This is a genomic window from Flavobacterium sp. KY-23415, from assembly GCF_055384985.1.
In genome coordinates, this window is the sequence record NZ_AP044001.1 from 3,856,286 (window position 1) to 3,869,584 (window position 13,299).

At 30.8% G+C, this 13,299-nt stretch carries 15 protein-coding genes; 13 read left to right on the plus strand and 2 right to left on the minus strand.

Annotated features, from left to right (window positions below):
- Positions 1-18 precede the first annotated feature (18 nt).
- From ACZ49Z_RS16890 to ACZ49Z_RS16900, 3 genes are read left to right on the plus strand one after another with little or no spacing between them, the layout of a single operon-like run.
- A complete protein-coding gene (locus ACZ49Z_RS16890) occupies positions 19-744 on the plus strand; it encodes a Dph6-related ATP pyrophosphatase (RefSeq protein WP_464305478.1) in 726 nt (241 codons plus the stop codon).
- 5 nt (positions 745-749) lie between these two features.
- Positions 750-1,247 (plus strand): hypothetical protein, encoded by a 498-nt coding sequence (locus ACZ49Z_RS16895; RefSeq protein WP_464305479.1) that lies wholly within the window; start codon positions 750-752, stop codon positions 1,245-1,247.
- A 1-nt stretch (position 1,248) separates the two neighbouring features.
- Positions 1,249-1,950, plus strand: a complete 702-nt coding sequence (locus ACZ49Z_RS16900; protein WP_464305480.1) for an aspartyl/asparaginyl beta-hydroxylase domain-containing protein — start codon at positions 1,249-1,251, stop codon at positions 1,948-1,950.
- 3 nt (positions 1,951-1,953) lie between these two features.
- On the opposite strand, the gene ACZ49Z_RS16905 is transcribed toward ACZ49Z_RS16900, so the two are convergent.
- Entirely contained in the window at positions 1,954-2,400 is a 447-nt protein-coding gene (locus ACZ49Z_RS16905) for a hypothetical protein (RefSeq protein WP_464305481.1), read from the minus strand.
- 170 nt (positions 2,401-2,570) lie between these two features.
- Between ACZ49Z_RS16905 and ACZ49Z_RS16910 the strand changes: the two genes are divergently transcribed.
- The 9 genes from ACZ49Z_RS16910 to ACZ49Z_RS16950 all read left to right on the plus strand — a co-directional run bounded on the left by ACZ49Z_RS16910 (position 2,571) and on the right by ACZ49Z_RS16950 (position 10,646).
- The gene (locus ACZ49Z_RS16910) at positions 2,571-5,108 is read left to right on the plus strand and encodes a DUF559 domain-containing protein (protein ID WP_464305482.1); all 2,538 of its coding nucleotides are present in this window, start codon (positions 2,571-2,573) and stop codon (positions 5,106-5,108) included.
- Between the two features lie 27 nt (positions 5,109-5,135).
- The gene (locus ACZ49Z_RS16915) at positions 5,136-6,269 is read left to right on the plus strand and encodes a ligand-binding sensor domain-containing protein (protein WP_464305483.1); all 1,134 of its coding nucleotides are present in this window, start codon (positions 5,136-5,138) and stop codon (positions 6,267-6,269) included.
- Between the two features lie 12 nt (positions 6,270-6,281).
- Positions 6,282-6,854 (plus strand): hypothetical protein, encoded by a 573-nt coding sequence (locus ACZ49Z_RS16920; RefSeq protein WP_464305484.1) that lies wholly within the window; start codon positions 6,282-6,284, stop codon positions 6,852-6,854.
- A gap of 140 nt (positions 6,855-6,994) precedes the next feature.
- Entirely contained in the window at positions 6,995-7,840 is an 846-nt protein-coding gene (locus tag ACZ49Z_RS16925) for a helix-turn-helix domain-containing protein (RefSeq protein WP_464305485.1), read from the plus strand.
- 111 nt (positions 7,841-7,951) lie between these two features.
- Positions 7,952-8,350, plus strand: coding sequence for a GlcG/HbpS family heme-binding protein (locus ACZ49Z_RS16930; protein WP_464305486.1), 399 nt, complete (start codon positions 7,952-7,954; stop codon positions 8,348-8,350).
- 476 nt (positions 8,351-8,826) lie between these two features.
- Positions 8,827-9,162 (plus strand): hypothetical protein, encoded by a 336-nt coding sequence (locus tag ACZ49Z_RS16935; RefSeq protein WP_464305487.1) that lies wholly within the window; start codon positions 8,827-8,829, stop codon positions 9,160-9,162.
- 111 nt (positions 9,163-9,273) lie between these two features.
- Positions 9,274-9,774 carry a MepB family protein gene (locus tag ACZ49Z_RS16940; protein ID WP_464305488.1) on the plus strand — a complete coding sequence of 167 codons (501 nt, stop codon included), beginning with the start codon at positions 9,274-9,276 and terminating at the stop codon, positions 9,772-9,774.
- Positions 9,775-9,841: 67 nt separating this feature from the next.
- A complete protein-coding gene (locus ACZ49Z_RS16945) occupies positions 9,842-10,027 on the plus strand; it encodes a hypothetical protein (protein WP_464305489.1) in 186 nt (61 codons plus the stop codon).
- 28 nt (positions 10,028-10,055) lie between these two features.
- Positions 10,056-10,646, plus strand: a complete 591-nt coding sequence (locus ACZ49Z_RS16950; RefSeq protein WP_464305490.1) for a hypothetical protein — start codon at positions 10,056-10,058, stop codon at positions 10,644-10,646.
- Between the two features lie 63 nt (positions 10,647-10,709).
- On the opposite strand, the gene ACZ49Z_RS16955 is transcribed toward ACZ49Z_RS16950, so the two are convergent.
- Positions 10,710-11,876 (minus strand): proline dehydrogenase family protein, encoded by a 1,167-nt coding sequence (locus ACZ49Z_RS16955; RefSeq protein ID WP_464305491.1) that lies wholly within the window; start codon positions 11,874-11,876, stop codon positions 10,710-10,712.
- 95 nt (positions 11,877-11,971) lie between these two features.
- Here ACZ49Z_RS16955 and aroB point away from each other — a divergent pair, with 95 nt between their 5' ends.
- Positions 11,972-13,039, plus strand: a complete 1,068-nt coding sequence (gene aroB, locus ACZ49Z_RS16960; RefSeq protein WP_464308078.1) for a 3-dehydroquinate synthase — start codon at positions 11,972-11,974, stop codon at positions 13,037-13,039.
- Positions 13,040-13,299 lie beyond the last annotated feature (260 nt).

The window sequence follows — 13,299 nt, forward strand, 5'->3', positions numbered from 1 at the left end:
ATAAAAAATCATTTCAAATTGAAGAAAAAAGCCATATTCAACTGGAGCAGCGGTAAAGATTCTGCTTTAGCACTCTATAAAATCCAACAAGAAAATGACTATGAAATAATTTCACTTTTAACCAGTGTGAACCAGCAATTTCAAAGAATTTCGATGCATGGTGTTCGGGTTGAACTTCTTGAGAAGCAAGCCGAAAGTCTTGGTTTGCCATTAACCAAAATGATAGTTCCAGAAATGCCTACTATGGAAATTTATGATGATTTAATGAAAAAAACACTTTTAGAATTTAAAGAAAAACAAATAGAATATTCAATTTTTGGAGATATTTTTCTAGAAGACCTTAGAAAATATAGAGAAGATAAATTAGCTCTTGCTAATTTTAAAGGAGTATTTCCTTTATGGAAAAAAGACACAAAAGCACTAATAGAAGAGTTCTTATCATTAGGTTTTAAAACTATTGTTGTTTGTGTTAACGAAAAGTATCTAGGAAAAGAATTTGTGGGGAGAGTTATAGATGAAGATTTCATTAAAGAATTGCCAAACAACGTAGATGTTTGTGGAGAAAATGGAGAATTTCATACTTTTACTTTCGATGGACCAAATTTTTCTAAACCAATTGATTTTGAAATAGGAGAAATTGTTTATCGAAAATATGAAAGACCAAAAACGACAACTACAAACACCGCTTGCGATACAGACGATACTGCTTTGAATTATGGCTTTTGGTATTGTGATTTAATATAAAGAGAATGAAGCATCAAACTACTGAAAAAATACTATCATTCCTAAATGCAATCGGAATTGCAACATTTGAAAGAGTGTTACCCGATGATACTTTTTTGCCTGGATTATCACTCACTAGTAAAGGAATAGACATTGATTTTGATAAATTATTATATCCAGGTGATATTTTGCATGAAGCAGGGCATTTAGCAGTTACCACAACAAACGATAGAAAAAAAATTGGCACACCAGAAATGCCAAGCGATTGGCCCACACAAGGCGATGAAATTGGGGCAATGTTATGGTCTTTTGCAGCAGCACATTATTTGAAAATTCCAATAGAAGTTGTTTTTCATTCTAATGGTTATAAAGGAAGTGCTAATTGGATCATTGATTCCTACAAACAAGGTAATTTCATTGGCTTGCCATTTCTTGAATGGTGCGGATTAACACTGTCTAATGAGAAAGCATTAAATGCTAATGAAAAAGCATTTCCACACATGATAAAATGGTTAAGAGACTAATATGGAATTAATTAGATACATACAATTTCCTCTAAAATTTGATATTCAAAAACTTCAAAAAGATCTGCAGATCATTTTGAACAAAAATTGGATAAACCACTATAATGCTAATGATTACACTGGCGATTGGTCGTCTATTGCATTGATGTCTGAAGGAGGAAAAGCAGAGAATATAAAAGCTTTTCCAATGGGAAAAGAACCTGTGGTCTATACGGATGTAATAGAAAAGTGCCCTTATTTTAAAGAAATTATAGCCCATTTTTTGTTTGAAAAAACAACCGTAAGATTACTCCGATTAGCTGCTGGAGCTGTCATAAAACCACATGTTGATAATTGTTTAGGCTATGAAGATGGTTTTTTTAGACTACATATCCCTGTCATTACAAATGAAAATGTAGAATTTATTTTAGATAATGAACGATTAGTAATGCATGAAGGGGAATGTTGGTATATCAATGCCAATTTCACTCATTCTGTAGCTAACAAAGGAGCTAAAGATAGAATTCACTTGGTTATAGACGGAATTCGCAATGAATGGACAGATGCTTTATTTTTTAGAGAAGCCAACGAAGCACATTTCATAAAACCTGAACCTCAAATTTCTAATGAGGAAAAAACACTTATTATCAAACAGTTAGAATTGATGAATACCGAGACTTCTATGCAATTGATAGCAGACCTAAAAAAATCGATGCAAGAATAAAAATTATGCAATTAACTTTGTTTTTGGCATGGAAAAACTATTCCAAAGCGAACCAAACAAAATAGATCCCATTCCAAATATTACTAGCCATTCTTGTGTAATAAATATAAATTTAGCCAATAACATTATTGAAAATCCAACGACACTAAAAAGAAAAGGGCCATAACCCTTTTGAGGCACTTTTTTATATAGTAGCCATAAATGAAAAACTAAAAAAACTAAAAAAACAGGTAAAAGCCAGCCCATATAAGGAATTTCTGCAATACCAAAACTTCCTAACATGCTCATATATACTGCCCAACATATGGGACACTTAGGAAAAAACGCAACAACAACACTCAAAAAAATTGAAGGAACAGATTGCGCTGTTTTTTTTAAAAGCAACTTATTGCTGCTGTTGTTCGAACAATTTTCCGAATTGCAATTACAAGATTTTTTTTTACGTTTCATATAACACCCATTAGATTAATCACATTTTTGTTTTATAGCATCCTAGCAATTAGTATAAAAATAGTAAACCTATTGTTCTTAAAAATGAGTAGTTTTACCTGTTTTGGTTTTTATTACTATTTTTAATTTTTTAAATTAAACAGTATCTTCGCTTAGTTGAAAATATATACATGAATCTACTAGAAACACCTATCGAATATCTTAAAGGAGTTGGCCCTAACCGTGGGGAACTACTACGTAAAGAATTGGCTATTCATAAATATGGTGATTTGCTAAATCTATTTCCTAACAGATATATTGATAGAACCCGTTATTTTAAAATAAATCAACTTCAAAACAACAATTCTGAAGTACAAATCATTGGTAAAATAATCAATATCAAAACGGTAGAACAAAAACGAGGCAAACGTTTAGTCGCTACTTTCATAGATGACACTGGAGAAATGGAACTTGTATGGTTTCAAGGTCATAAATGGATTAGAGAAGGATTAAAAATCAATGAAGTATATGTAATATTTGGAAAAGTGAGTCAATTTGGAAGTACTTTTAATATGGCTCATCCCGATATGGAACTATTAGCAGAACACAAAGCGAGTCTTCGTTCTGCCATGCAACCAGTATATCCTAGTACAGAAAAATTAGCAAACAAAGGCATTTCTAACAGGGTAATAAACAAATTAATGCAACAGCTTTTTTTAGAAACGCATACTTTGTTTTCTGAAACACTCCCAACCTACTTAATAGAAGAATTAAAGTTCATTTCAAAAAAAGATGCCCTTTTAAATATTCATTTCCCAAAAAATCAGGACCTACTTTCAAAAGCACAATTCCGATTAAAGTTTGAGGAATTATTTTTTATACAGTTACAATTAATTACAAAAAATCTCATTCGTAAGCATAAAATTAAAGGGCATCCTTTTGAAATTATTGGAGAAAATTTCACAAATTTCTATAACAATCACCTCCCTTTTGAGTTAACGAATGCTCAAAAAAGAGTAATTAAAGAGATTCGAAATGACTTAGGCAGTCATGCGCAAATGAACCGATTATTACAAGGCGATGTGGGGTCTGGAAAAACAATTGTTGCTTTACTTTGCATGTTGATTGCAAAAGATAATGACTTTCAGAGTTGCTTAATGGCACCCACAGAAATCTTGGCAACCCAGCATTTTAATGGCATTTCAGAATTAGCTAAAGACCTGGATATTAAGATAGCACTACTCACAGGTTCAACCAAAACTGCAGCTAGAAGAAAAATTCATGAAGCCTTAGAAAATGGAGAATTAGACATTCTAATTGGCACACATGCTTTATTAGAAGATAAGGTTAAATTCAGAAATTTAGGCTTTGCAATTATAGACGAACAACATCGTTTTGGTGTAGAGCAGCGTAGTAAATTATGGAAGAAAGGTAGCCTTCCTCAATCCTTCCAAAGGAAGGAAGTAGAAAAAGTGCTTCAAAAATACAAAACGGATCAGCCATCAACTTATGCATTATTAAAAGAATTAAAAAATTCTAATAAAAAAAACAATACCCAAGCCGAATCCATTTTATGGGAACAGTTAAGAAATGAGAAACTGAACTATAAATTTAGAAGACAGTATATCATTGATATGTTCATTGTCGATTTTGTTAACCTAGAAAAAAAACTTGTTATTGAAGTTGATGATGGTTATCATTATACACATGAGCAAAAAGAAGCAGATGAATTGCGAACAATAATCCTAAATGAAATTGGTTTTAAAGTAATTAGATTTACTAATGAAGAAGTAATCGAAAATGCAACTGCTGTATTAAATAAAATTGAAGCAACCTTGGAAAGCCTCCCTTCTGGGGAGGTTGGTGGGGCTCCTCTTCCTCCTCATGTACTCGTTATGACAGCAACCCCAATTCCGAGAACATTAGCCATGAGTTTATACGGCGATTTAGATATTTCTGTTATCGATGAATTACCCGCAGGAAGAAAACCCATCCAAACTGTTCACAGATATGATAGTAATCGTTTAAAAGTTTGGAAGTTTTTAAAAGATGAAATTGCAAAAGGCAGACAAGTTTACATTGTTTATCCGTTAATTCAAGAATCTGAAAAAATGGATTATAAAGACTTGATGGATGGCTATGAAAGCATTTCGAGAGATTTCCCACTACCCGACTATTCCATCTCTATTGTGCACGGACAAATGAAACCCGCTGAAAAAGAAGCCGAAATGCAACGTTTTGCAGCTGGAAAAACCAATATAATGGTAGCCACAACCGTTATTGAAGTTGGCGTTAATGTACCTAATGCTTCTGTAATGGTTATAGAAAGTGCAGAACGCTTTGGACTCTCTCAGCTTCACCAATTAAGAGGACGTGTAGGTCGTGGTGCAGAGCAAAGTTATTGCATATTAATGACAGGATTTAAATTAAGTGAAGATAGCAAGATTAGAATGGAAACCATGGTGCGAACCAATGACGGATTCGAAATATCTGAAGTCGATTTAAAATTGCGTGGTCCAGGAGACATTATGGGAAAACAACAAAGTGGCGTTTTAAATCTTCAAATAGCAGATATTGTTAAAGATAAAGACATTTTACAATTAGCAAGACATTATGCAGTAAAACTCTTAAAAGACGATGCCCCTATGGAAAAACCTGAGCATAAAAAATTACGAGAAGTATTTTTAGAAATTAGTAAAAAACAAACCATTTGGAACTATATTAGCTAAAAACAAACAAACAAACAAACAAACAATATGAAAAGAGAAATCTTCAAGAAAAGAAATCCAATTGGTAAAGGAATACAACACTTTTTACTTTTTTTAATTGTTTTTACCTCATGTAATGGACAAAAAAAAGAAAAGCTAATTACTGAAAAAACGATTCCTAACAAAGAAAAAATTAAAATACTAGCAGATAGTATTAGCATTCCTGCTGAAAACCTACCCGAATTTAAAACCGATCCACATATAAAAGAATCTGAAGGAAATCAAATAAGTGGTGTTGTGCGCACCATGCTGCAAGATAAAAACAAAAATTTTTGGTTTGGCACTCAAAACGGACTATGTCGATATGATGGTCAAAGATTAGTCTATTTTGATATTAAAAATTTAAATGGACAAAAAATTACAGTAAAATCTATTGCAGAAGACAAAAGTGGAAATTTATGGATTGGTCATTCTGGTGGCATAACAAAATTTGATGGTACCTATTTCATTAATTATACCGAAAATGATGGTTTAATTGACAATGATGTTTGGTGCATTACAACCGATAGGAATGGAACCGTTTGGATAGCAACACTTCAAGGTGCTTGTTCCTTTGATGGTGAGAAATTCACAGCAGTAGCATTACCTAAAGCCAAACCAGATCCAACTAAAGGGGTAACAAGCGATAAAATGGTACATCATATTATGGAAGATCATAAAGGACAAATTTGGTTTAGTACTAACGGAGGAGCTTATCGTTATGATGGAACAACAATTACTGGATTATCTGAAAAAAATGGACTTTGCAATGATTTTGTGAATCAAATACTAGAAGATTCAAAAGGGAACATTTGGTTTGCAACCGAGCACAACGGACTTTGCTATTATAATGGTAATGAATATATTCCAGTAAACATTAATCTTTTTAATAACGACAGTAGTATTGGTAGTCTCCTAGAAGATAATAAAGGATACATTTGGTTCAATGCAGACAGACGAAATTTGTATCGCTATAATGGTAAAGAACTCACCAAATATACTATTGAAAACGGAAATGCTAGCCCTGGAACATTTCAAATCTATGAAGATCAACAACAACGATTATGGTTTGTTGGGTTCAAAGGAGCCTATCGTTTAGATGGAAATTCATTTGTTAATATTACAAGAAATGGTCCTTGGTAACAATTATAAAAAATGAAAAAAATAGCGGCTATTCTCTTTGCAATTCTATTAATCAGTTGCAATAATCAATCGAAAAAGAAGATAACTACTCCATTACACCTTTTTCCAACACTTTCAAAAGACAGTCTAAAAATAACTATTCCAGAAGACCTTCAAACGCAAGATTTTTCAAAAGAAAAACTAATACCACTAGCCTATCAAGAATATTTTTTACCATTAAAAACCTTCGATTGGACAGCAAACACTTCATTATATACTGTTGGAAAAATACAAATCAAACCAAACGAGTACCTACTCATTGTTAGTGAGCAATATGATTACGGAATGCGCACTTTTGGAATATTATATGATGAAATAGCAAATAAAACGACAGATACACTAACATTAGCCTCTACATTTCAAGATGCAGAAACTACACAAACAATTAGTAGCACCATAAAGAATACCATCATTACACAAAAAACAGAAACCTGTTTTGCAACAATAGATTGGTTAGCAGAACCTATAGAAATAATTAGCTCAACCTGTAATGATAGCACTAAAACAATTAAAATTTCTGAAAAAAGAAGCTTTATTAGAGAATAACAGTTACTTTAATAGATTTCAAACATCAGTCTAAAAACTTGAAAACCTTAAAGAAATAAATTGGCTAAAAATATATTGTTTTAAACTATATTCGAAACTCATAAACAAACTAATTTCATTAGTAAAACAGTTCATTCAAAATGGCAATAGAAAACATCCCAGAAAGTTATTTTAAAGAAAGAAGAGAAAATCTCGACTTGTATGTCTATGATTTTAAAATGACTAGCGATGTTGTAAAGAGTAAAGTTAATTTAGGAATGAACATGTTTAGCTTTTTACAAGTGGGAAAAAAACAAGTTCATTTTGCAGGAACAGCTGTAGCTGTAAACAATGAACAATCCTTAATTCTAAAAAAAGGAAACTGGCTTTGGACAGAATTATTAGATACAGATGCCGTCTATTATTGCAAACTCTTTTTCTTTTCTGAAAAAATACTCCAGCGTTTTTTAGAAAAGCATGCAAAAAACAAACCCATAATAGAAAACAAATCGCCCTATTTCATCATTAAAAACGATACCTATATTGCGTCCTATATTAATTCCTTAGCCGTAATTGGTGAAACTCCAATGGCACAATTGGAACAACTGCTCTCTATAAAATTTGAAGAAATAATGCTCTATCTCCTCAATAAATATGGAAACACCTTTGAAGCCTATCTATATTCCCTAATAGGTACAGAAATTACAACATTTAAAAAAATCATAGAAAGCAAAGTATATTCCAATTTAAAACTAGAAGAGATAGCTTTTCTGTGCAATATGAGTTTGTCAACTTTTAAACGACATTTCGTTAATGAATATAAAATGTCTCCAGGCAAATGGCTAAAAAACAAGCGTCTGGAAAAAGCCAAAGCAACACTTGAGCAAGGAGAAATAAAACCCACTGAGGTCTATTTACAATTTGGTTATAATAACCTATCCAATTTTAGCATAGCCTTCAAAAACAAGTTTGGCATTAGCCCGAGTGAAATTAAGTCAAAAATCTAAGCTCTAAAAACAACAAATTGACCTGTTTTCATAAGTAAATGAACTTTTTTAGTAACGATTGAAAGTAGCAATCGCAATACATTTGTGCTACTTAATTAAAATTACAAAAAAATGAACATCAATTTAGAACAAGCAGAAAAAGTAATTGCAATCGCAAAGCAAAAATCTATTGAAATTAACACAAAAATGAACATTGCAATAGTAGATTCTGGAGCAAATTTAGTTGCATTTGCACGCATGGACGGTGCATGGTTAGGCTCCTTAGATATTGCAATAAAAAAAGCAAAAACAGCTCGTTTTTTCGATATGAACACAGGAATAATTGGCGAATTATCTCAACCAGGTGGAGCATTATATAATATTGAACATTCTAATAACGGTCTAATTACTTTCCCTGGAGGAGTGCCAATTAAAAATAAGGCAGGTGAAATTATTGGAGCCATTGGCGTTAGCGGAAGTACCGTAGAAAATGACCACATTGTTGCCGAAGCAGGAGCATTAGCAATCTAAAAAAACATAACATTTTTAAAAAGAGGATCATTAATCATTTAATGGTCCTCTTTTTAATTCAAAAAGAGAGAATTCAAATTGAATAAACATAATAATATCATTCATCACTTGAGTTTATTCTATTTTTTAGGTATTAAATATCACTTTTTAGATATTTAATACTAATTTTTAGGTATTTAATATCATTTTTTTAGGTATTTAATACTAATTTTTAGGTATTTAATACTAATTTTTAGGTATTTAATACTAATTTTTAGGTATTTAATACTAATTTTTAGGTATTTAATACTAATTTTTAGGTATTTAATACTAATTTTTAGGTATTTAATACTAATTTTTGGGTATTTAATATCACTTTTTAGATATTTAATATCACTTTTTGGGTATTTTATATCATTTTTTAGGTATTTAATATCACTTTTTAGGTATAAAATAACAATTATTGTATATTTATTACCCAAAAAAACGAATAGAATATGGAAAAAACGATAGACATAAGTAAAATTTTAAATGCTTACTTTTTAAAAAACAGAATTAGAAAAGCTGCACTAGCTAGAAAACTCAATAAAAAAAGTACTTATATTGGCTATCTGCAAAAACGTCCGAGCATACAAACTCAAACTTTGTTGGATTTATGCCATGCATTGCAATACAACTTTTTTCAAGACCTCGCTTTATTACTACCCAAGTCCTACGCTACTGCAACTGCTCTTGAATGTGACTCAAAAGATCAAACCATTGCGCAATTGCAAGAAGAAATTAAAATTTTAAAAGCAGAAAAACAAGTCTTATTGCAGGTTCTAAAAAAATAGTCCCTTGTGTCCTTTATTGCATAATAATAATTTATTTGTTTTTACTCTTTCAATTATTTTAGTACTAAAAAAAACACACTAACTTAGGCAAGGATTTATAGCGATGCAATAATGGACAACACACTAGAAAAAATACAATATGAAATTTACACGAAATGTAATCTACAAATTACAAATTTTGAAGCTGAGAAAGAAAGTAAAGAATATGATGCCTCTAGATTCCAACTCAACAATTTAAATATTATTTATAGAAATGCGAAAACAACACCAACAAAAAGAGGACAGTTTGTAACATTCTGGAAAAGAAACAATAAGGGAACTATAGAACCCCTACATGAACATGATTTAATCGATTTTTATGTAATAACTGTTCAATCAGAAAATAAAATGGGGCAATTTGTTTTTCCAAAAACAATACTCCTAGAAAAAGGAATCATTTCAACAGATAGAAAAGAAGGAAAAAGAGCCTTTAGAGTCTATCCCAATTGGGATATTACTAACAATAAACAAGCAGAAAAATCACAAAAATGGCAACTGAATTATTTTTATAAAATTAAACCATCAACCGATTTAAAGAAAGCGAGTGCGTTGTATGCAAAAATTGAAAAATAGTCAATCATTTGATAACTGAAAATGACTTTGAAAATACTTTCGAAAAAATAATTATTTAAATGAACTCATGAAATATCTTAAAATAACTTTTGTTAGAATCTGTATTAGCTTTGTTGCTTCAAATATGCTAATTTCTTTACTCTTAAAAGAAGGCAGTCCAGATAAAGCTCCACTGCTTTATAGACTAATTTTAGCAGTAGTTTTATACTACGGATTAACAGGCTATGTAAACAACAGAAAAGATAGGATATAAAAAAACAATGAATTTTTAAAAAAAACACATGCTAAGAAAAACAAGAACAATAAATAAAATAACTATTATACTTTTTCTCATTTCTCTACATGTAGCATCACAGAAAAAATTAAACTTAGATTACTCAATTTCGGAAATTGACAGTTTAAGCAAAAAAGAAAGTTGTTTAATTATTCATGATCTTGGTGGAATTATTAAAGCCGAAAAAAGAATAGCATCTAATAATATAAAAGAAACAAAAATTATTGTAGGCGATGGCTATGGAGGCATAAAAGTACATTCTTATTTTATCGATAGTTTAGGATATGCATCTTTATCAAGAAATGAAAAGAAATATTATGATAATAAGAAAACTTGTAAATTCATACGAGCTGATTATAATGCTATAATAAATTTTGAAGATGGAACATTTAATAAGAGGAGTACTTATTTTTATTATGATAAAAATGAATTGTTTTACATTGAATACAATGAATCCGATTTTGATGATAATAAGTTAGTAAAAACACACTATTCCTTATTTGTTTTTGAATTTGATGACAAACTAAAAGATAATCAAAATTTAAAAAATTGGATTTTAGAAAAAAACAAAGAAATTGTTAAAGCCGTTTTCTATTAACACTTAATATAAAAAAAGATAAGATATAAAAAATCCCTCGTTTTTTAGAGGGATTCATTGGTATTATAATTTTCTTCTAGCTCTTTCTTTCTTAATTAAGTCAAGCTCTCTACTCGTTTGTCCGGCAACAGAAGTATTTTCTTCAGCTCTACGAATCAAATACGGCATTACATCTCTAACTGGGCCAAAAGGAAGGTATTTAGCAACGTTATATCCAGCAGCAGCCAAATTATAACTAATATTATCACTCATTCCGAATAATTGCCCAAAGAAAATGCGAGAATCATTTTTAGCAATTCCCTTTTCCGCCATTAATTCCATCAAACGATACGAACTATTTTCATTGTGTGTTCCAGCAAAAATGGCCATTCTCTCAATATTATCAACCATATAAACAACAGCAGCATCATAATTTTCATCGGTAGCTTGTTTGCTAGCACAAATTGGTGTAGGGTAACCTTTTTCCTCTGCTCTATTATTTTCTTTTTCCATATAGGCACCACGAACCAGCTTCATTCCAATATAGAAACCTTCTGCTTTTGCCAATGCATGCAACTTCTTTAAATACTCTAATCTATCCCAACGATACATTTGTAGTGTGTTGAAAACGATAGCTTTCTCTTTGTTATATTTGCGCATCATGTCGGCAACTAAATCATCTGCAGCATCTTGCATCCAACTTTCTTCACCATCGATTAATAATGCTACATCTTTATCATGAGCAATTTGACATACTTTATCAAAACGTGCCACTACTCTATCCCATTCTAATTGTTCTTCTGCTGTGAAGGATTTTCCTTCTCCAATTTTTTGATACAACGCAAAACGACCAAAACCCGTTGGTTTAAAAACTGCAAAAGGAATAGCTAAACGTTCCTTTGCAAATTCAATCGTTTTAATAGTCATTTCTAATGCTGCATCAAACTGACTTTCTTCTTCTTTTCCTTCAACAGAATAATCTAAAACAGAAGAAACTCCTTTGGTAAACATATTATCTACCACACGTAAACAATCATTTTCACTTACTCCTCCACAAAAATGATCAAAAACGGTACTTCTTATTAAACCTTCAACGGGTAAGTGTGCTTTCAAAGCGAAATTTGTAACGGCTGTACCAATTCGCACAAGTGGCTGACTTTCAATCATTTTAAACAAAAAATAAGCCCTTTCTAATTGTGTATCGCTTTTTAACGCAAAAGCAACTTGTGTGTTGTTAAATATTTTCTCCATTTGTAGTTAATAAATTTGTAGTGCAAATATACTTTAGACCTTTGTAATTTTAAATAAAAAATGCCTTATTTTGCAATAAATTGAAAACAATTACAATGCAAACCATACAAGCAACCAACTACAACGTATTTTTTAACGAAAACGGTTATCACTATTTATCAGAAATTTTACTCCCTGAAAACTATTCTAAAATCTTTATTATTGTAGATGAAAACACTTCAAGTCATTGCTTGCCTCGATTTTTATCTTTAATTGCAACAGAAATAGAAATAGAAATTATAGAATTAGAAGCAGGTGAAGAAAATAAAAACATTGAAACGTGCTTACAAGTTTGGCATTCATTGACAGAATTGGGTGGCGACAGAAAAAGTATTGTTCTAAATTTAGGTGGTGGTGTGATTACAGATTTGGGCGGGTTCATTGCTTGCACTTTTAAAAGAGGAATCGATTTTATTAATATTCCTACTACCCTTCTTTCTATGGTTGATGCATCAATTGGAGGAAAAAACGGTGTCGATTTAGGCAATCTAAAAAATCAAATAGGTATTATTAGAGAACCAAAGGCAGTAATTATAGATACCCAATATTTAGAAACATTAGAAGGCAATCAAATGCGTTCAGGTTTTGCAGAAATGTTAAAACATGGACTAATCTATGACAAAAAATACTGGAATAAACTAAAAGACATAACTAGCTTAAATACAAACGATTTAGATATTCTAATTCATGAATCAGTTGAAATAAAAAACAAGATTGTTTCGGAAGATATTACAGAGAATGGCATTCGAAAAGCTTTGAATTTTGGACACACTTTAGGGCATGCAATTGAAAGTTACTATCTTGAAAATCCTGAAAAAACAAGCTTACTACACGGAGAAGCAATAGCTATTGGAATGATTTTAGAAGGCTATATTTCAAAAGAAAAAGGATTTCTAACCAACGAAGAATATCAAGAAATAAAATATGTCATTAGCGATATTTATGACATGGTAGATTTTGACGAAACTGATATTAAAAACTGTATTGATTTACTCATTTATGATAAAAAAAATGAGTTTGGAACAATCCAATTTGCACTATTGGGAAGCATTGGAAGCATAAAAATCAATCAACAATCCGATAACGAACTGATATATAAGGCTTTCAACGACTATAAATCTTAAAAATATTTTAATTAGTAAATTTAAAATAGCTTAAAATTATTTTTACATTTGCATTAGAATGAGAGACAATATAATTACAATACAATTGGATAAAAAAAGCAGTAGAAGAACCCAAAAGGCATCTTCAACCTTTGGTATAAAACATTCTCACAATACTCTTTTTATTCATTTATTTGAACTTTTAAAAGCTTTTAACGAGAAACTATTAATAGTGTTCGCAAATATTAGGCTTTGAAAAATTAAAAAAACAGCACAATTAC